Origin of the sequence: Parabacteroides johnsonii DSM 18315, from assembly GCF_025151045.1 — a bacterium.
In the GTDB taxonomy this organism is placed as follows: Bacteria; Bacteroidota; Bacteroidia; order Bacteroidales; family Tannerellaceae; genus Parabacteroides; species Parabacteroides johnsonii.
The window spans coordinates 3,210,176-3,231,246 of record NZ_CP102285.1 but is presented as its reverse complement, the minus strand read 5'-3'; the positions used below and the strand labels follow the sequence as shown (position 1 = coordinate 3,231,246).

General features: G+C 46.3%; 15 protein-coding genes. 4 read left to right on the top strand and 11 right to left on the bottom strand.

All coding sequences use genetic code 11. The features are described from left to right. The first annotated feature begins 885 nt into the window (after positions 1-885). The 3 genes from NQ564_RS13540 to NQ564_RS13530 all read left to right on the top strand — a co-directional run bounded on the left by NQ564_RS13540 (position 886) and on the right by NQ564_RS13530 (position 3,850). The gene (locus NQ564_RS13540; RefSeq protein WP_008146001.1) at positions 886-2,424 is read left to right on the top strand and encodes a sulfatase family protein; all 1,539 of its coding nucleotides are present in this window, start codon (positions 886-888) and stop codon (positions 2,422-2,424) included. A gap of 125 nt (positions 2,425-2,549) precedes the next feature. Then, positions 2,550-3,209, top strand: coding sequence for a LysE family translocator (locus NQ564_RS13535; RefSeq protein WP_008145999.1), 660 nt, complete (start codon positions 2,550-2,552; stop codon positions 3,207-3,209). 2 nt (positions 3,210-3,211) lie between these two features. Next, complete coding sequence (locus NQ564_RS13530) at positions 3,212-3,850, top strand: carbohydrate-binding family 9-like protein (RefSeq protein WP_005644479.1); 639 nt, start codon at positions 3,212-3,214, stop codon at positions 3,848-3,850. Between the two features lie 69 nt (positions 3,851-3,919). On the opposite strand, the gene NQ564_RS13525 is transcribed toward NQ564_RS13530, so the two are convergent. The 3 genes from NQ564_RS13525 to NQ564_RS13515 are packed head-to-tail and all read right to left on the bottom strand — an operon-like array spanning position 3,920 to position 8,091. Beyond that, positions 3,920-6,787, bottom strand: coding sequence for a beta-glucosidase (locus tag NQ564_RS13525; protein WP_008145996.1), 2,868 nt, complete (start codon positions 6,785-6,787; stop codon positions 3,920-3,922). Between the two features lie 3 nt (positions 6,788-6,790). Beyond that, positions 6,791-7,393, bottom strand: a complete 603-nt coding sequence (locus tag NQ564_RS13520; RefSeq protein ID WP_008156681.1) for a response regulator transcription factor — start codon at positions 7,391-7,393, stop codon at positions 6,791-6,793. 5 nt (positions 7,394-7,398) lie between these two features. Continuing rightward, positions 7,399-8,091 carry a hemerythrin domain-containing protein gene (locus NQ564_RS13515; RefSeq protein WP_008156683.1) on the bottom strand — a complete coding sequence of 231 codons (693 nt, stop codon included), beginning with the start codon at positions 8,089-8,091 and terminating at the stop codon, positions 7,399-7,401. Positions 8,092-8,872: 781 nt separating this feature from the next. Between NQ564_RS13515 and NQ564_RS13510 the strand changes: the two genes are divergently transcribed. Beyond that, positions 8,873-12,169: a DUF6383 domain-containing protein gene (locus NQ564_RS13510; protein ID WP_008145990.1), complete on the top strand. Its 3,297-nt coding sequence runs from the start codon at positions 8,873-8,875 to the stop codon at positions 12,167-12,169. A 275-nt stretch (positions 12,170-12,444) separates the two neighbouring features. Here NQ564_RS13510 and NQ564_RS13505 read toward each other — a convergent pair whose 3' ends face one another. The 8 genes from NQ564_RS13505 to NQ564_RS13470 form a co-directional block, all read right to left on the bottom strand. Next, positions 12,445-13,590, bottom strand: a complete 1,146-nt coding sequence (locus NQ564_RS13505; protein WP_008145989.1) for a Rid family hydrolase — start codon at positions 13,588-13,590, stop codon at positions 12,445-12,447. 314 nt (positions 13,591-13,904) lie between these two features. Continuing rightward, complete coding sequence (locus tag NQ564_RS13500) at positions 13,905-14,876, bottom strand: IS30 family transposase (RefSeq protein WP_227963160.1); 972 nt, start codon at positions 14,874-14,876, stop codon at positions 13,905-13,907. Between the two features lie 206 nt (positions 14,877-15,082). Continuing rightward, positions 15,083-15,691, bottom strand: coding sequence for a response regulator transcription factor (locus tag NQ564_RS13495; RefSeq protein WP_008145988.1), 609 nt, complete (start codon positions 15,689-15,691; stop codon positions 15,083-15,085). Between the two features lie 11 nt (positions 15,692-15,702). Further along, a complete protein-coding gene (locus NQ564_RS13490; RefSeq protein ID WP_021863115.1) occupies positions 15,703-16,395 on the bottom strand; it encodes a hemerythrin domain-containing protein in 693 nt (230 codons plus the stop codon). A gap of 28 nt (positions 16,396-16,423) precedes the next feature. Then, positions 16,424-17,578, bottom strand: a complete 1,155-nt coding sequence (locus tag NQ564_RS13485) for a Rid family hydrolase (RefSeq protein ID WP_008145986.1) — start codon at positions 17,576-17,578, stop codon at positions 16,424-16,426. 17 nt (positions 17,579-17,595) lie between these two features. Then, the gene (locus tag NQ564_RS13480; RefSeq protein WP_008145985.1) at positions 17,596-18,306 is read right to left on the bottom strand and encodes a hypothetical protein; all 711 of its coding nucleotides are present in this window, start codon (positions 18,304-18,306) and stop codon (positions 17,596-17,598) included. Between the two features lie 10 nt (positions 18,307-18,316). After that, complete coding sequence (locus NQ564_RS13475) at positions 18,317-19,531, bottom strand: porin (RefSeq protein WP_008145984.1); 1,215 nt, start codon at positions 19,529-19,531, stop codon at positions 18,317-18,319. A 22-nt stretch (positions 19,532-19,553) separates the two neighbouring features. Further along, positions 19,554-20,987 (bottom strand): di-heme oxidoredictase family protein, encoded by a 1,434-nt coding sequence (locus NQ564_RS13470; RefSeq protein WP_008145983.1) that lies wholly within the window; start codon positions 20,985-20,987, stop codon positions 19,554-19,556. Positions 20,988-21,071 lie beyond the last annotated feature (84 nt).

The window sequence follows — 21,071 nt, the reverse complement described above, 5'->3', positions numbered from 1 at the left end:
TTTTTTTAGTCATTTTTTCGGGGCTTTTGGGAGGGTTTGTATCGGAAAAAAGGTTTTTCGTACAGGTTAAGCTATCTAATTGATAAGAAAGAATATAGAAAAGGAAAAATAATTGGGAGAAAGGATTGCAGGTTTAAAAAGTAGTTGTATTTTTGTGCAGTGAAAATGACGAATTTAAACGTACGTTTAAATTCGTCATTTTGTTTTTGCCTTCTATAGTTCTTATATCCAGTAAATTAAATAGTCAATACCCCGCATAAACCAACCCGAAAAACCGCCTTTACCACATTGCAGACAAACATTCAAAAAACTATCGTAAATGTAAGACAATCAATTTTATACAGTGAAATCTCCCGATACCCGCATCGAGATGTAAAAACGGCCGAAATGGCCTGTCGCACGGTTCTCGTTCCGAAAGTCTTCCCTCTTTAGTTAAAGATATACAAAAAAAGAAGTCGGCTGTTCTGCCGATAATAGCGTCAGGACTTGCAAAACCTTACATTATTATGTATCTTTACCTATATAATAGCCATCCGATAGACACATGATCTCGTAAAACCCGTAGCCCCTCCTGGAGCGCACTGCGACTTATGCAGTGTTACCCATAGAGGGAATAATTGTTTCCTGCCTATGGAACGACCGTTTCCTGCCGGGGGAACGGCTGTGCCATGCTGAGGAAATTGTAGTGCCAAGCAGATGTAATTTTTGTAGCACTGCTGTTTCTTGAAATAAACTCTTGCGTGTGTAGCAGCATGGGCCGATACGGAAGGTTCGGACAGAAGTGTCGATGGAAGGAATCCGTTATTGGGACTTGCTGCGTTGGGGTATTGCATATGAAACATTAAATGGCGATATTTACGTCATTCTATACATAATCTTGTTATCATGAAATCAACAATCGTATTAGGAATAGGGGCTACCTTACTGGCCTCCTGTTCCGGAAACAAACAAAAAACGGAAGAGAAAGTAACACAGCAGCAGAAGCCGAACGTTATTTTCCTGATAGCCGATGATATCGGTTATGGTGACCTTAGTTGTAACGGATCGAAAACGATCCATACGCCGAATGTGGATAAACTGGCGGCACAAGGTCTTCGCTTTACGGATGCACATTCGGTGGCTGCGACCAGTACGCCTTCACGTTATTCTTTGTTTACCGGACATTATGCCTGGCGGCGGAATGATACGGGGATTGCGGCGGGAAATGCCGGAATGGTCATTCGGCCGGAGCAACCGACAGTTGCAGATATGTTTCGTGAGTGCGGCTATACGACCGGTGCTATAGGCAAATGGCATTTGGGATTGTCTGACAGGACGGGAGGACAGGATTGGAATGGCTTTATCACGCCGGGACCATCCGATCTGGGATTCGATTATTCTTATATCATGGCTGCGACAGGTGACCGTGTGCCTTGTGTATGGGTTGAGAATCAGCGTATAGTAAATTTGGACCCGAACGATCCGATTGAAGTGAGTTATGAAAAACCGTTCCCTGGCGAACCGTTGGGTAAAGATCATCCGGAATTGCTTACAAAGTTGAAACCAAGCCCAAATCATGGACATAACCAGGCGATCGTAAACGGAATTTCCCGTATCGGTTACATGAAAGGTGGCAAGCAAGCATTGTGGGAAGATGAAAATATTGCAGATAGTATAACTGTAAAGGCTGTCCGGTTTATTGAAAAGAATAAAGAGACACCCTTCTTCCTGTATGTCGGAACAAATGATGCGCATGTGCCCCGTTGGCCGCATCCTCGTTTTGTCGGCAAAAGCGGCATGGGACCTCGTGGTGATGCTTTGCTGCAATTCGACTGGACGGTAGGCGAAATCATGGCGGCTCTCGAAAAAGCGGGGATTGCCGAAAATACGTTGATCGTCCTGAGTAGCGACAATGGCCCGGTAGTGGATGACGGTTATGCAGATCAGGCTGTGGAACTATTGGGTGACCATAAACCTTGGGGTGCCTTCCGTGGGGGAAAATACAGTAGTTTCGAGGCTGGTACACGTGTGCCTTTTATTGTTAGTTGGCCGGCAGAAGTGAAACCCGGTGTTTCGGATGCTTTGGTTTCGCAAGTGGACTTGTATGCTTCTATGGCCGGTTTGATGGGAAAGACATTGGAGAATGGTGCCGGGCCTGACAGCCGGAATCAATTGGAAGCTTTTTTAGGCAAAGACAATAAAGGTCGCGATTATATAATCGAACAGGCCGGTTCGTTGTCCGTTTCCGACGGTGAATGGAAGTATATAGCTCCAAGTAAAGGGGCTGCCTATAATAAATTAACGAATACGGAACTGGGGAATAATAAGGAAGCACAGCTTTACAACTTGAAACAGGATATTGGCGAAAAGAAGAATTTGGCTGCCGAACATCCTGAAATCGTTGCAAAGCTGAAAGCTATTTTAGAGAAAGAAAAGGCTAAATAGTCTTTTAGCACAAAGTGTGAAAACGCCTGTAGGTAATCTAAAAAACATTCCTGCAGGCGTTTTTTCTTTTTTTATCAGGAATACAGCTTATCTTTGCAGAGGATTAGGCAGAAAATAAAAGGATAATGCTGGGATTGATAAGTAAAGGAATTGTTATCGGTGTACTGGTTTCCGCCCCGATGGGCCCGATCGGTATGCTGTGCATACAACGAACGCTGAACAAAGGACGTTGGCACGGGTTTGTCACCGGATTAGGGGCTGCTCTGTCAGACGTGATCTACGCTGCACTGACCTGCTTGGGGATGGGAGTCGTGGTGAATTTTGTGGAGGCGAATCAGGCTCCCTTGCAATTGATCGGCAGTATCGTATTGGGTATTTTCGGCTATTATATTTTCCAATCCAATCCTGTCCGGAACCTTAAAAAACAACGGGAGAAAAAGTTATCCTTCACTCAGGATTTTATTACAGCTTTTCTTCTTACCTTTAGCAACGTATTAATCGTATTACTATATATCGGTTTGTTTGCCCGCTTTGGTTTTGTCTTGCCGGAACATTCTGTTTGGATGCTGTTGGGAGGCATTGCTTTTATTGGGGTGGGCGCTGTTCTCTGGTGGTTCGGAATCACTTATATAGTTGCTAAGTTGAAGAAATGGTTTAACGTGCGAGGTATATGGTTATTGAATAGGATTGTGGGATCGGTCATTATTGTCTTGGCTATAATCGGAGCTTTATCCGTATTGCTGACTTCTTATTTACATTTGCCATTACTCCAAATCTATAATTGATAATGAAGAAACTGAAAGTCCCTTATTTGGAAACGCTGGACGTACTGGACCTGTCGTCCGTAGGCTTTTTGATGGAAAAGGCCCAGCGAGAGTCAATCGATGTGGTTAACTGGGAAGAATATCCCTACAAACCTATTGTGGCCTTCGACATTGCGAGATCGAAGGTGAACCTGTATATCCGCTATTTTGTCAAAGGAAACTCTTTGAAAGCGCTCTACGAAGCAGATGGATCGCCGGTTTATACGGATAGTTGCGTGGAGTTTTTTATGAAGCGGGTGGATGATCCTAATTACTACAATTTCGAGTTTAACTGTATCGGCACGTGCGATGCTTCTTACCGGGAATCGCGTGATTCGAAAAAGTCGCTGACAGCGGAAGAATATGCATCCATTCGTCGCTTTTCGAGTCTGCCGCATACTGCTTTCCCTGAGAAATTAGGGGTATATAGTTGGGAGTTGGTGGTTGCCATTCCTTTCCGGTTGATGGGCCTCGATCCTGATAACCTGCCGGAAAAGATAATGGGCAACTTCTATAAATGTGCGGACGATACGGAATTTCCGCATTTCGTCAGCTGGAGCCCGATTGGCCTTCCCACCCCGAACTTCCATTGCCCGGAGTTCTTTGGGGAAATCTATTTATAGTTGAAAGTTGAGAGTTGAAAGTTAAGAGTTTATATTCCCCTTTAACTTTCAACTTTCAACTCTCAACTTTCAACTCTTCAGTTCCTTGATTTTTACTTCCGAAATACTTGCATTGCCGGAGGTTATTACGATACGGATATCACTGGCGGTCGTGCCTTTGAACCGATAATTCTTCAGTTCGTTCGTAGCCTCTACTGTCCCTTCATATACGGTCAGGAACTGGCCTCCGCCACCGGAGAGCTGGATTTCAAATTTGGCATCTTTGCTTTTTTCTTTCCATGCAATTGCGATGCTGTTAGGCGAAGCGTTGTTTTCAAGTGCGAATGTGATATATTCGCCTTTGTTCGCTTTCCAGGCCGTAGACAGATTGCCGTCCAATACCAACGGGGCAGATTCTTGGGAAGAGCTGGCAATAACCGATTTCTGCTGCCGGGAGGTTGCTGATGTGACTGCCTGCTCTTTACCATATTCCACTACCGTAAAACGGTCGTTCAGGCGGATGTCTTCGGAGGAGGCGCCGACCATAACCTTGAAGTCTCCCGGTTCTACCACCCAATGATTGTCACTGTTCAACAGTTGCAGGTCACGCGGTTCGATCGTGAAAGTAAGCTCTTTCGTCTCTCCCGGATTCAGATGGATACGGTCGAAGCCGACGAGATTCTTCTCGTAGGTCGTAACACTGCTGAGGATATCGCGTACATATAATTGTACTACTTCATCTCCGGCACGTTTACCTGTATTCGTCACCTTGCAACGGACGGTGACCGGTTGAACCTGTGTCACGATAGCTGGCTGGATCGAAATGTCTGAGTATTCGAAAGTCGTATAACTCAATCCGTAGCCGAATGGATACAACGGGCCGTTTACGCGGGACATATTGCCGTCCAGCCCTTTGTTACGTCCGCCGTCGACCTGTGCATTCGGTTTGGTCGGGAAGTTGAACGGGATCTGTCCGACTGTCTTCGGGAAGGTAACGGTCAGCTTTCCGCCCGGATTATAGTCGCCGAATAGAGCGTCTGCAATGGCCGTACCACCTTGTGATCCCGGATACCAGGCTTCGAGGATGGCCGGAACATATTTGTCCGCCCAGTTGATAGAGATCGGACGTCCGTTGATCAGCACCAATACGACCGGTTTTCCAGTGGCTACGACGGCTTGTAGCAAGTCGAGCTGGCGGCCCGGCAGTTCGAGGCTGGAGCGTGATTTGTTTTCTCCACAGGTGCGGTTGCTGCCGCCGAGTACGACAACGGCTACATCGCTTTTCTTTGCGTTTTCGACCGCTTTGTTGATCTCGCTTTGTTCTTCGCTGGTCAGCGGGTAACGGATCAGTTCCGATTCCGGCCAATTGGCATCTACCAGGTCGCAACCTTTGGTGAAGAGCACTTCCGTACCCGGTTTCACCTTGTTTTGAATACCTTCCAACACAGTTGTCACCTCTACGGCAAGCGGACCGTAATGTGTCAAAGCGTATGCTTCTTCATCTGCATTCGGACCGCATACGGCGATTTTGGAAATTTTGTTTACGTCTAAAGGAAGAACGGCATCCTGGTTCTTCAACAGAACGAGCGATTCTTTTGAAGCCTGCAAAGCAACCTGCTGGTTCTCGGCGCTGTTTACTTCTTTGTCTGCCTGTTTCAGATCGATCTGATACGGCTGGTCGAATAACCCGACGAGAAATTTGACACGCAGGATGTCACGCACGCGGTCGTCGATCGTAGACATCGGCAGGGCTCCTTCTGCGATCAGTTCGCGAAGTGGCAGGACGTATGAATCCGGCGAACGGAACGTACAACGTATGTTCAGTCCCGCCAATACGCTTTGCAGCACGGATTCTTTCATGTCGGCGGCAGTCCCGTGCTTAGAGAAAAGATATTCGACGGCGTCGCTGTCCGATACTACGTACCCGCGGAAACCGAATTCGCCGCGCAGGCGTGTCGTCAGCCAATAATAGCTGCTTTGGATCGGGAATCCGTCGTAATCATTGTACGAACTCATGACTCCGAGGATGCCGGCCTCTTTGATGACCCGTTTCCAAGGATATACATGGAGCATCTCGACTTCGCGCGGTGACATTTGCGGATCTACGCGTGCCATTCCTTCACGTCCGCCTTTGTTGTTGCTGTAGGCTATATAATGTTTGGATGTGGCCGCGACCTGATAATCGGTCTGCATGCCTTTTGCCATTTCCACACCTAATTCGGCTACCAGGTAAGGGCTTTCGCCATAGACCTCTTCATAACGTCCCCAACGCTGGTCACGCCCGACATCGAGGATCGGGGCATAAACGTTGGTATATCCTAATAAGCGTCCTTCACGTCCGGTGATGTAGCCGACTTTGTGGACAAGGTCGCGGTTCCAGGTGTGTCCCAACCCCAACTGTGTCGGGAAGTTGGTGGCGATGTAGCTTTCTACCCCGCGTATGCCTTCGTTCGTGAAATCGGTCGGGATGCCGAGACGTGTTTCTTCGATAAAGAACCGTTGTACTTCATTCAAGGCCCAAGCATGGCGGGAAGCCGGCCAAACATACGGGTTGTCGGAAGGAGGAAGTCCCCATTGCTGGAAACCGTTCAGATGTTCGTCGATAGCTCCCATACCATCTTTCCAGAGTTGGTTTTTCCAGTCCGGTGTCGGCAGGTCGTCTTTCAGCACCCGCTTGTAGCCGTAGAGCGTAACCATCTGGCAGGTTTTTTCTTCGACGTTCATCTGCGAAAGAAGGTCCTCGACACGTGCGTCGATCGGGGCTGTAGGATCTTCATACACGTCCTTTTTCCCATTTTTGTTGAAATCTATCCAGCCATTTCGGTAGATGGACTTGTTTGTTAATTTGTAGGTATCCGGTATTCGGATTTCCTGTGGCGTTTTGTTTTGCGCCTGCGTGCAGAAGGTCCCTGATAGGACAAGGCACGACGTAAGGATGGCGAGTTTGTTTTTCTTCATGGATTATAATTTGATGTCGTTTAGTTCAACTAATTTGTTAACAATGGCGTATACGGTCAGACCACTGGCACTGTGTACCTGCAATTTCCGGGCGATGTTGCGCCGGTGCGTAACAACGGTGTGTGTGGAGAGGAACAGCCGGTCGGCTATTTCGCGATTTGTCATCCCTTTGACGACACAGACCACGATTTCTTTTTCTCGTGCGCTGAGCGTCTGCTGTTCTTCGTTTTCCACCTCCTCTTCCGGCGGCGTATGGAGGCGTTCCAGCTTGTGGCGAATCTCGTCCGGGCTGTCGTAGATGCTGATCTGGTCGTCGTAAGGCCGCAGCAGGGCATGGTCGGCAACGGCATACAGCAGGGCTATGCACTTCATCTCCGTACAGCCGGTCTCCTCCCTGAGAAGTTGCATGGTGTAACAACCGGGGAGCGATGGGTTGATAATCAGCATGTCCGGTTTGTGCGAGCGAAGTGTCTCTTGCAAAAGCTCCGCAGTGGCAATTTCGATGATCTGGATGCGGAATCCGGGAAGCCGCTTCAATACCGCTTCGAGCCCGCTACGGATGATAGCGGACGGTTCGGCAATCGCTATGTTTAATAAAGTGCTCATAGGCATCACTGTATTGTTTTTTCGAGAGCTAAGATCGCCGGCACGAAAAGGTAGTCTTCTACATGGTTGTGGGATGACAGGTCTTGTTCGGTTGCAAAAATATCAAACAGGACGCTGTTTAGCAAGTTGCTTCCGGGGCCCGGATAATATTTGATCAGGATGTTTTTCAACTCAATGATCTTCATCTCGATCTGGTCGTGATGTTTCCGGAAGATCGTGATATTGTATTTCGGATCTTTCACGCCTTTTAGCAATCCCCGTACATAAGGGAATACTGTCTTTTCCTCATACGACATATGTTTGTTTACCTCCGTTGCGTAGTCGTCGAAAAATTTGGTAATGACGAACGCCACGTCTTTCGGGCAGTCTGCAATCGCATCTGTCAGTTTGCGGCGGATATGGGGTAGCCGGAAGTCCAGAAAATAGGCGTGTGCATTATGCAGATAAGTGATCAAAGCCTCAATCGACAGGCATTTGTCAATGTTTGTCATCGGTGCGGATACCTCTTCCGTCAGAAAGTTCACGACGGTGAGGAACGTGCAGGGATCGACACCATTTTGGCGGCATACCTCTCCGATGTTCTTTTCACCGAATCCGAGTGCAATACCGAAGCGGCTCATAACAAGTACCATCGGATAATTCTCGCAGATCAGATCACTCATTTTATCGGTTTCCCGATATTTACCATTCTTATACATAGGCTTTTCTCTCTTGTCTTGGTGTTTGAATAGCCAAAGATACATAAAAAATAGATTCCGCAGGCTGTGTTTAAGGAATTAGTGGGTTCGGGAAACCAGATAGTTTCAACTAAAAAAAAGTTTGAAACTAAAGTTTCGCAGAATTGCTTGCTTTGAAACTAAAGTTTCCCCGGTTGAAACAAAAGTTTCCTCGGACGAAACTTTTGTTTCATTGAGAGAAACCGTTTGTGCCAAGTCTTGAAACCATTTGTGCCAAGTCGTGAAACTTAAAAAAATATCAGTCTTGTATAGGGGTTAAAAAGGGCTGTTTTTGGCAGTAATTCGCAAAAAAGGAGTTTTTTGCATTTGGGTGATTTTTGTAACAATCTGATTAATAGGAATGTGCTGATTTATATAATGTACGCGTAAATGAGGAATTTTAGGGGTGAAATAGGGCGTAAAATCAGATATAAGATGTTGAGCTTTAAAAGGATAGGATTTCATTTCAAAATGACTAATGAAAACGTACGTTTAAATTCGTCATTTTTCAGCTACAAAAATACAACTACTTTTTGAACCTGCAATCCTTTTCTCAAAGAAAATTTCCTTTTCTATATCCTTTCTTATCAATCAGATAGCTTAACAAGTACGAAAAACGCTCTTTTTAATACGAACTTTCCGGCACCTTGAAAAAAATGACGAATTTAAACGTACGTTTTCGATTTCAAAAGACAATAGTTAACAAACGTACGATAGAACTGAACTTTTTATAAACATTAGTATTAATATTAAATTTAGAATTATGAACAAAAAGTTTTCTACTCTTTTGGCAGGACTTGCATTGTTAGGTGCGATGAATGCCAATGCAGGGGATCCTGTAACATCCTTGAAGAAGACAGGTAATGGTTTGTACCAATTGAAAGCTGATGATGGAGTGTTGGCTATGACTCCTAATGGTGCTTTGAGATTGGAAGCAACTACTACTTCTGCAAATTTAGCAAGCACATTGTGGTGTGTTGAAGTAATAGAAGAAGGTTATGGTAAAGCTCCTATCTTTGACTTTACAAATAAGGCTACTGGCCAGCGTCTGGATATCCAGTATGCAGGTACTTTGTTAGAAGGTTTGAGCGGAAGTACACCTACTTATACTGATACTGATTCTACCCGTGTAGGTGGTGAAGTTTCAGGTTGGGCTTATTTGAACCAGTACACCTCTATTCCGGCAGCAGAACAAGCAGGTAAGACTTTGTATTCTTATTTTAAAGCTGACTCTGTAATCGGTTTGGTTGCTAATAGTACAAATATTCAGGTCACAAAATTGGCTGCTGCTGATGCTTATGCAGATGCTGCTACGGGAAATGATTTAACAAAATTTTCTCTTGTAGAGGCTGACATGATCCGTTTGCAGGCTCCTGAAATCAATACGATTTTAGGTTTACAAGCTGCTGACAAGGGTGTTGCTTTAACATTCACTCCGGACGAACAGGGTGAAAAGGTCGCTGTTGCCAATCCGTTTAACGGAAAGAATGCTGGTAAGTTCCTGACTGAAGCAACTACTGGCGCTGATGCTAATGATTATGTATTTGTATTAACTACTGATAGCTCTTATCTGCGTGTCGATACTGCTATCGTCAATGAAAGTGGCGAAAGATTCCGCGCTTTCAAGTGGTCTGATTTGAGCTATGCTAAACGTCAGGCAAGTACAGCTGCAACAAAGCCGACTTCTGCAGCCGATTCTATTAGCAGAGTAACAGGCCTTGTAGATCAGTATAAGTTTGCTTTCTCATACTATCCTTCAAAAGATAGCTTGGTAATCCAGGTTAAATCTGCAATGGATTATGATCCGAAAAGTGCTACTAATGGTTCTAATTGGGTTGCTGATGCAGCTGCAGCAGTACTTCCTACAGCTGCTGGTGCGAAAGGTGAGAACAACTTTGTGACTGTTCAGGATTTGATCAAAGATAAAGTTCGTATCGTAACAATCTATGACAAGAAAGAAACAAATATTTCTTTAGGTTATAAAGGCTGCGATGCTGTTTACAACGGCCGTACCTCTGTTGCTGATGGTCTGTATTTCATCATGAACCAGAAAGGTCAGTATTTGGCTTCTCCGATCCATAAGAATGGAACATCTTTGGAATGGGTTACTGTTAAGGCTGACGAACAGCTTCCTGCTCACATGCCGGCTTACCAGTGGGTTGTATTGAAAAAGAATACAGGTGATAAAGTAAAAGATTATTCTCCTGTAAACGTAACGAACCGTGAATATCCGACTCAGACAACTTTATCTCAGTTGATGCAGGCTGAAGGTGCAAAATATATGACTGCTTCTGATGCTCTTTATCAGAGTGAAGATTCCTTGATCTTTGTACAGGTTAAAGATGCTGAAGGTGTTAAAGGTAATGCTGCATTGATCGCTGAAGCTTATCAGGATACATTGTTAGGTTACAAGAATATTCCGGATGCCAAGTTCTTCTTGGATGAATATACATTCAAATATCTGCACCCGTATGCAACTGGTGAAAATAGCAAGTATCTGGCTAAGGGTGACGGTAAAGACTCTCTGTTGAATGTGTTGAATGGTAAGGATGCTTTCCGCTTGGTTGAAAAGAAATGGGCTACATTTGGTTATGCAGGTACTGCTGCTGAATTGAACAGAGCTGGTATCAAAAAACTTTATAGAGTTTCTTATTCTATTCAGTTGAAAGATGCATTTATGGGTGAAGCTGATGAAGCTAAATATGCAATGTCTAAATATTTCGGTGCTCCTGCTGACAGTTTCTTCTTCAAAGAAAATAATCATTATGAAGGCGAATGTTTCTATGCTATCGTAAAGGCAAACAATACAGCTATCGGTACTGTTAAAGCTGGTGTAACAGATGATATCCTGGATGCAACAGTAAAAGTTCAGCCATTGGGTGAAACAAGAACCTCTGCATTTGCAATCAATCCGGACAACACTCCGTTGTATCGTCGTTTCAACAACGTAAATCTGGATGAAAGCGCAACTGACGGTCGTGATAGCTTGAGATTCTTCGAAAATGTTCGTAAAGAATATTTGATGGACGAAAATAACCGTGAGGGTGGCTTGATGGATGCAAATGTAGACTATGTTGGTATGTGGACTGCAGACAAGGCTACTGGTTTGGCATTCCAGATCGATACAGCTTGGGTTGGTCGTGGTCATGGTTATATCAAACCTCAGTACCTGATCTCTGTAAATCATAAAGATTTCGAAGGCGTGGAAGGTTCTCCTTGTACAGAAGGTGCTCCTCATATCAAACCTGACGGAACTCTGACTGACGATCCTATGGAATGTAAACATGCTCATCCGGCAATTCCGGGCTTCGAAAGAGCTAAATATCTGGTTAGCTTCCAGGATTCAGTTGTTCTTTACGGTCAGGATAAGCCTTATGCGGATATTGCAGGTGGTTACACTCGCGTAGGTTTCGTTGAAGGTATCCGTATTGCTGATACATTGTGGGTATTGCCGGCTGAATACAGAAGCGTGGCTAACGATAAGATCGATTTCAAGGAATTGGCAAAGGTAGATTCTACTATGCGTGCTGATTATGGTGTAGGTATTAAGAACCGTCTGGATGGTGACGATCACAAGAACTACACTTGGTCATTCCGCTATGTACATCCTGAAAATGCTGCTAACGTAACAGCCGAAGGTAAAGAAAATTCATTCTTGTTCGAATCTAACAATTATGATGGCGAAAAGATCGCTCCTGAAAATGCAGCATGGTTGAAGATCCAGAACGGATGTGTAGTTCTGACAAAAGATCCTTCTTTGTTCTCTAACGCTAAGACCGGTGGTGATGGTGCCCTGATCTTCAATGTTGAAAATAAAGAAAACGACGAGTTGGCAACAGACAACGAAGAAATTGCAACATCAGAAGTAACAGTAATCGCTCAACAGGGTGCTGTACGTGTTGCTAACGCTGCCGGTAAGAAAGTTGTTGTAACTAATATCTTAGGTCAGACAGTAGCTAACACGGTTATCACTTCAAGCGATGCTACAATTGCTGCTCCTCAGGGTGTAGTTGTAGTAGCTGTTGAAGGCGAAGAGGCTGTTAAGGCTATCGTTAAGTAATAACGACATATTCATCATAAGGTAGAGATATGATCATCGTATCTCTACTTAGATTGAAATAAAGATTTTATAAATCAAATAATGACCACGTGTCCGGTCTTTCCGACCGTTCAATTACCCCGCGAGGGCGAACAAGTGGTACATTAATACTAAAGTAAAAAATAAGAACGCTGCCTGTACTTCTGTGAGGAAGGAAAGCAGACAAAAAACAAGCCCCGGGGGAGTAATTCTGCCGGGGTTTCGTTGTTATTATGATAAAGGTTTAGCCCGAATGGCTAAAGTGCTGCAAACCGTTCATCCCCATTTGCAGTCACCGCCGTACATTCCATCTCGACCAGCCAGCCGGTCCGGCAAACCGGAGCACGCACGATGATATTGGGAAGGGTGGGATGGTGCTCATCCATATATTGCTTGACTCGTGCATAATCAGCCGTATCGCGGATATAGATTACCGCCTGCATGATATCATTCAAAGTGGCATCCGCTTCTTTCAGCAGGGCTTCGATGTTTTCGATCATACGGGAAGCCTGTTTCATGACATCGCCGGCATGTACGATTTCTCCGTATCGGTCGATGCTGGCTGTGCCGGATATAAAAATATGGCGACGGTCGCCGTATGTGACAGCTGTGCCCCGTTCGAACGTAACACCATATTCATATGTGCGGTTCAAGTGTTCGGGAGCATATAGATAGCGGATTTGTTCGGGACGGATACCGGAAACAGCATATGTGTCCATTGTCACAAATACCATCGGGTCGAAATAGCGGCCCTCGATCCCTGTACTGGCGATGAAGTGAGTCTCTTCCGTCAGGTTCTGTGTCGCGAACACCTCTTTACGGGCTTTTACCACACCTGGATAATTTACGTCTACATTCTGTACGAAGATCCACGTGCGCAGGCAGTTTGCCGCCAATGTGCAATTGGCTTCCGTCAATCGCAGGATATAATCGCGGAAAATCAGGCGGGTCTGATATTCCGAATTGGCCGCCCTGTTGCACTGGTTGGCACCTAAAAGCTGGCCGTATGCACCGTGATGCGCCTCAAACAATCCGCTTGGCAATACCTGTGTCTGCACACCTGTCTGCAACCAGGCCCACAGTGCAATCTTCGTACCGTTCATCGGAGCCTGCTGTACGATTGACAGTGCGCAGTAGGGGAAAAGCCGTTCCCGTTCCATCAGTTCATCCGTCTGGTTGGTGACGTCGCTCAGGAAATAACGCCGGAAAATGGCAGCCGGATTACCCGGCAACTCTTCGACTGAACGGGTGTAAACATCTTGTATATGCTGTAACTGGGTGTGGAAATCCTCCATGCAGTCCGTCTGTTGGAAGAAGATATGGTATTCCGTTATACCTTTGGAAGATTGGAATGAGGTGATTTGTACCTCTGTCGTGCCGTATGTTTTCCTTATCAGGTTCATGTCTGTGTGTTTTTGCGGTATAAATCGTAAAAATAAGGCTATTTAATGGAAAATTGAAAATTGAGAATTGAAAATTACTTAAGGTAGAGTCAACAAGCAAGTGCAATTATAGTCATAAAAATGAAATTCATCCAAAAATCGTCATTATTAAAAGAAAAATCAATAAAGATTTGCAAACTTTAAAATAATCGTTTACATTTGTGCATATCAAAACCCTAACTATGAAAAGAAACCGAAACCTTGACAGCAAAAACAAAAAGAATTATTGACCAAAGCCAGGCTATGATTAGTAAGGCTTTTTGTACGGGTGGTATTTATACCACCCGTTTTTGTTGCTCCCATTTCTCGAAAAAATACTCTTTGGGGCTTCTGAAGCCCAGCTTTTCCCGAGGCCTACAGTTGATCTTCTTCTGTATCTCCATGACGAAACGGTCGCTCACCGTATTAAAATCAGTGCCTTTTGGGATGTACTGCCTAACCAGCTTATTGGCATTCTCTATAGCCCCTTTTTGCCAAGAGCAATAACTGTCCGTAAAATAGACGGTAGCTCTTAACTTTTTCTCTATGAGTTCATGGCAGGCAAACTCGCCGCCATTATCCGTCGTTATGGTCCTAACGCCTTTGCCCCTATAAGGGAACAGAAGACGGTTCACCACTCTCGGCAGGGAAGCTGCCTTCTTGCCATCGGGCAGCTTTTCCATCAGCAATAAGTTGCTTGACCTCTCGGTTAAGGTAAGGATCGCCCCTTTGCCCCCCTTGCCAACGATAAGATCCATCTCCCAGTCGCCGAAGCGGGTGTCATCCGCTTCCAAAGGGCGTTCGCGGATACTCGTGCGGTTGGGGATGTTCGTGACTTTTGTAGGACAAAGACGGGATATATGCCGACGATACTTCATCTTGTGACGACAATGGGAAGCAAGCTCACCACTAAAGTCCGCACGTATACGTCTATAGAGGGTCTCATGGGAGATCTTATACCCTTTCCTCTTCAAATAACCGGATATTTGCATGGGAGACCAATCTTCTTCTACCAACAAACGCAACGCCTCTTTTTCTATGGCGCTAGGAATTTTACGATTGCCGGGGAGACGTTCACGCCGTTCGCGCGACATCTCATCCGCAAGGCTATAACTATAAACACGATGACTTTTATTGCGTCTGAGCTCACGACTTACCGTACTGGCCGACACTCCTATTTGAAGAGCTATCGCTTTTTGGGTCTTACCTTCTTTTAGTCCCAAAGATATTGCATATCTTTGCTCACGGGTTAATTGTTTATACTTCATAACAATACAAAAATAATTAATCCTAAGGAGACTTCGGTCTCCTTTTTTATTGTATTGCTAATTGATTCTACGCTCTCAGGGGCTATGCACCCCTGCCGCTGGGGCAAACCCGCAGTGGTTTTTTCATGGGAAACACACTGCGAAGTTGCACTTCTAAGTTGAATTTGCAGAAAATTACTTAATAAAGTAAGGTGTGATACTGTTTGTCAACCGTTCAAGTCCTTCAACTCTATCAATTTGTTTACGATGGCATAGACGGTTAAGCCGCTGGCACTGTGTACCTGTAATTTTCGTGCGATATTCCGTCGGTGTGTGATGACGGTATGGGTGGAGAGATACAACCGGTCTGCAATCTCCCGGTTTGTCATGCCTTTCACCACGCAGACGACAATCTCTTTTTCCCGGCTGCTCAGTGTCTGCTGGTCATCGCTTTCCCCTTCTTCGGGCGGCACTTCTTCGGTGTTGAGGCGTTCCAGCTTGTGCTTCAACTCGTCCGCACTGTCGTATACGGATATCTGGTCGTCGTAGGAGCGAAGCAGGAACGGGTCGCTCACATTATATAAAAGGGCGAAGCATTTCATATCCGGGCAGCCGCATTCGTCTTTCAGATGTTGCAGGTTGAAGTTTCCGGGAATGGAAGGATTCATAATCAGAATGTCCGGCTTATAAATGCGTAAGCCCTCTGTCAGACAGTCTGCCGCTGTTATCTCGGATATCTGGATACGGAATCCGGGTAAGCGTTTCAGCAGCGTTTCCAGTCCGCACCGGATGATGGCGGACGATTCGGCTATCGCTATTTTGATGTTAGTGGACATGGCAGGTGGTTTTATTGTTTTTCTAAAGATAGAATAGCTGGTACGAAGATATAGTCTTCTACCCGGTTATGAGAAGCAAGATCCTGTTCCGTCGCGAAGATATCGAATAGGACGCTGTTGAGCAGGTTACTGTCCGGTCCCGGATAATACTTCAGGATCAGGTTCTTCAGTTCCGTAATTTTCATCTCGATCTGGTCGTGCCGCTTACGGAAGATGGTGATGTTATATTTCGGGTCTTTCTTTCCTTCCAGCAAATTACGGACATACGGAAAGACGGTTTTCTCTTCGTACGACATATGTTTGTGTACCTCTTCGGCATATTCGTCGAAAAAGCGGCGGATCACGAAAGCCACATCTTTTGGGCAACTCACGATCGCCTCTGTCAGTTTGTGGCGGATATGGGGAAGACGGAAGTTCAGGAAATAGTCGTGTGCATTATGCAAATAAGTGATAAGCGAGGAGATAGAGATATCCTTATGGACTTCTGCTGTCGGGACCGTCTCCTCTTCTGTCAGAAAGTTGACGACAGTCAGGAAAGTATGTGTGTCGATCTCATTCTGCCGGCATACTTCCCCGATATTTTTCTCTCCGAACCCCAGGTCGATACCGAAGCGGCTCATCACAAGGACCATCGGATAATTCTCGCATATCAGGTCACTCATCTTACTTGTTTCCCTGTATTTTCCGTTCTTCATGTTTCCCATATCTTTTATTATTTGTATAGTAGGTTGATTATAAGCATGCATATTGAGGTTCATCCGCCGGTACGACAGCTATGCATTCCGTTTCGATCAGCCAGCCCGGACGGCACACGGGAGCATGTACGATCAGATGGGGGAACGACGGATACCGGCTTTCGATATATTGCTTGACCACGACATAATCGGCCGGGTCACGCAAGTAGACGATCGCCTGCATAATGTCTTGCAATCCGGCACCCGCTTCCTGTAATAAGACGTCGATATTTTCCAGCATACGTTCCGCCTGTTTCAGGATATCCCCCGGATATACGATCTCGCCTTTGTTGTCGATGCTCGCGGTTCCGGAGATGAAGATTTGTTTCCGGTCGCCATAGGTTACGGCTGTCCCCCGTTCGAAAGTCACCCCGTATTCGTAGGTCGGATTCAGATGGGTGGGAGCATAGAGGAACTGGATTTGCCCGGGTTGCAAACCTTTTACGGCATAGGTATCCATCTGGACAAAAACATTCGGATCGGCATGGCGTCCTTCTATTCCCGTACTGGAAATATAATGAGTCTTTTCCGTCAGGTCTTGCGTGACGAAAACCTCTTTGCGAGCTTTGACGACACCGGCATAGTTGACATCCACATTTTGGACGAAGAACCAGGTACGGATGCAATCGTTTGCCAATTTGCATCCCTGTTCGGTCAGTTGCAACACGTAATCGTTCAGCAAAAGTCGTGTCTGGTATTCGGAGTTGGAAGCTCTGTTGCAAGAGCCTCCGGTCCAGTATTGTGTATAATGGTTGTGTTTGGCCTTCGACATTCCGTTTTTGATCGTTTCGACGGTGATACCGGTTTGGAACCAAATCCACATGGCTATTTTGCTCCCGTTCAGTGGAGCCTGTTCCACAACGGAAAGCGGGCAATAGGAATTTTCGCATTCCCAGGCCATCACTAAATCGACCTGGTTGGCTGTGTCGCTCAGGAAATAGCGTCGGAAAACGGCAGTCGCATTCTTGGGTAATGCCTCTTGGACAACTGCCGCATAGGCCTGCTGGAGGTTCTGAAGTTGTCCGGAAAACGGCAATGTTTGGTCTGTAATAGCGAGCAGGACGTGATATTCGGTTACCCCGCCTTTCCCGGCAAAAGAAGAAATTTGAACTTCGACAGCTTTGTCTGTATATGTCTTTTTGATATAATCCATGTAATATGTGCTTTCTCTTATTCTTTAGCTCCGTTATTGATCCAATCGTCAAGCAACGTCAGGGTGCTGGACGTTGTAATGATGTTGGTATGATCGTATTTGACAATGTTCTCGTGCAAGATGACGTGCAAGAAACTTTCCTCCGCACTTCCCGGCTTGACCAGCTTCAGCCCTTCCTCGCTTTTATCGGCTACGACATCGACCAGCGCCTTGTAGCTTTTACCTTCCGTAAGGTACAGCCCTGCAGCAGGTTCCGTACTCCCTCCGTGGCAAGCTGTACAGGAACGGTTGAAGATTTCGGTCTGGACGCTGTTGAACATACCGGCGTCCAGATTTCCGGCGTTCAGCCGTATAGTATCCGCCTGTTCCGTATAGTCGGCGGCATAAAAACTGGCGATCCTTTTACGTAGCTTGTTGATGACACAAACTTCGATCTGTGTGACCTCGCTGGGAATACCGGCCAAGACCATGTCTATCGTCCCGTCGTCTGTCTGGCTAATCCCTTTTGCCGTTTGGGCGAAAGCATTGTCGGGAGTGAATCCGGCCAGCACGACGCTGTAACCGCCCGGCCAGGAATCTACCCCGCTGATTTTGGCGGTCAACTTCACCGTCCCTCCCTCTCTTTCCGTCTGATTGTTTTCATCATATATCTTGCCGTCGTCGCAGGAGATGGCAAGACCGGAAAAGAGCAACAGCCCGGAGATGAATGAATAAATTTCTTTTTTCATGACGTTGAGATTAGAAAGTGTACTGAAGTAAGACAGTTCCGGAATGCATGGCCAATCCTAAGTCGTCGTTGTCGCGATCAAGCTGCGTGTCGTGTCCGGTACGCCCGATGAATTGATACATGGCTTGCAGTTTCAGGTTACAGCCGGTGAAGAAATAGTTGAATCCGACGGCCGGCATATTCAGGAAACCGTTTGTGTCCAATCCATTGCGGTTGAAGAAGTCATAGCGGGCTGTCGCCTGCAATTTATTGGTAACGAAATAACCGCCTTGCACATACCCTCCTAAGTAATTATAGCTCTCGTTGATTTTCTGCCGTTTGGTAAAACCTACGTTCATATAATAGATTTCAGCACCGAGGTACAGGCGGTTTTTCAGCATGGCGAATTCGGCTCCTGCACGGAAGTCGTTCGTACTTTCGCTCTCGCTCTCCACATTCAATGAAGTGGAAAGGCCGAACAGCATTTTGTCTTCCTTCAAACGGTTCGGACTGCCCTGGTTGGACGGCATGACGCCTTTCGGCATGTAAGTGACGCGGCCGGCATACAGCAATGACGGGATATGCCAGTCGTCGCTGAACGTTTTGGACGCTATGTTGACGGTACTTCCCGTTCCGTTGAAGATCCCCACTTCGTAGCCGAACTTCTCCTTTACCAATCCATGCACTTCCACTCCGAGATCGAATCCCATGCCGATATTCGGTGTCACGGCATTAAGAGAATAAGGCAGGATAACGGATGAGGTGAGCGATGTCGGCAATGTCGGCATTAACGTTTCGCCCAACGTAGTCAGGTAAGCGTGTGAGAACGGAGTCTTGAACTTGCCGACACGTATAGCAAAACTTTTCTTCATCTCTACGTCGAACCAAGCCTGTTGCAAGATGTTCCCTCCGCTTCCGGCTGCATTGATGGAGAGGTTGAATGTCACCCGGTTGAATGCCTTGCCCGTAAAACCGAGGATGGCATAAGGGATCGAGAAACCGCTGTTGTGTATATTATCCTGATTGTAGGCCGGGTCCAGTCCTTCATCATCGTAGTAATTGATATTGGCACTGGTCTGAACCAGCATATAAGGTTTGAAAACGAAATCCCCCTTTTTGGTGGCGATCGTAAAACCTTCTTTGCCGTTTAGTGATACGACACCGTTTTCCGTATCTTCCTCATATTGGGCTATGGCGGACAACGGCAAGAGTAATAATGCTGCAATTATGATTATCAGTTGTTTCATTTTAGTTTGTCTTATGTATAAATTATAAGGAGTTGAGGAATGCGATCACTGCCTCACGCTCTTCCTTGCTCATTTGTTTGAATAAATTTTTGGAGGCTTCTCCTTCGCCACCATGCCACATGATGGCTTCGGTCAGGTTGCGGGCACGTCCATCGTGGAGGAAATAAGTATGACCGTTGACTTTCTCCTGCAGTCCGATACCCCAGAGCGGCGTGGTACGCCATTCGTTTCCTCGTGCCAAGCCGCTGACATAATTGTCGTTCAACCCGACTCCCATGATTTCCGACCCCATGTCATGTAGTAGGAAATCCGAATAAGGATGAATGGTTTGTCCGCCGAGCCAAGGCAAACGTGTGCCGTTGAGCAGAGTGGAACCGCCCGCTTGCGTATGCAGCGTAGTGACGTGGCAGAGATGACATTTTGCCTCGTAAAACTTTTGTTCTCCCAAGATGACCTGCGGATCGTTTATGTTGCGTCGCGCCGGAACGCCGAGGCTTTGCATATAAAGGTCCACATCTTCCATATCGGCGGTCGATATGTCGAGCTGGTCGTACGAGAGTCCCATCATGCTGCCCTGGTTGATCTGAGCCTGCCCTTCGCAAATCTCTTCCGGATAGCGGCTGTTTGTCACACCCATATCGCTTGAGAAGCCCAGTTCGACGGTCAGGTCGAGATGCTGTGCCTTGTTACCGGAAAGGCCGACACCGGTGACGCCCTTTTCGGTGATATAGTTGCAACGTCCACTGATGCCATATTCAGGATAATTGCTTTTGGCTGCGAGCGCTTCGATTTCCCGGCGGTCGATAGCCATCATCTGTCCCATGCCGACGTGGCGTAACGGGATGCGTACGGTACAGAACAAATCTTCCGGGGCGATACTGTCTTTATACCATTCGGTTATCGTGTAATTAGGTTTGCATAGTTCGTAAGTCTCCCCGTCGGGGAAAGAAAAAGTCTGTTTGTCGTATGTGACGGACAGCTTACCTTCTGGTTTGACGCCGTAGATGGCCTGATCGTGCAATACACGCCCATAGTCGCGGAAGAAAGCACCGTTGCGACGGGAGATATAAACCAGCATGGAAGAGAAACCGTAGTTGCCTGATCCGCCGTTCTCCCACAATGTCGGTTTGGTTCTTCCTGCATTGCGGTGGCAACTGCCGCAAGAATAACCGGCATAGACAGGTCCGAGGCCACCTCCGTCGCCGTTGTTACTGGTGCGTACGTCGTCGTAGAGGCCGTCGCCGTTGTTGAAACGGATCGAGTTGGCTCCTGTTATCCAGTCGGCGTTCGTATCATAGGCGACCGATGAGTTTAGGAAAATCGTTGAAGTCCCTGCTGACAGCGCATATCCGTTCGGGACATCTATTTTATCCATATCCATTTTATCGTCCTCTTCACAAGCTACGCATGAAAAGAGCAGGAATAGCGAGGATGCTAACAGGTAAGATTGCTTCATATCATTTTATTGGTTTTCTGAATTTGTTTCCGAATAACGCGAGTCACATTGTGTAATAACTCTGAAACCCTGAAACAGCGGGCA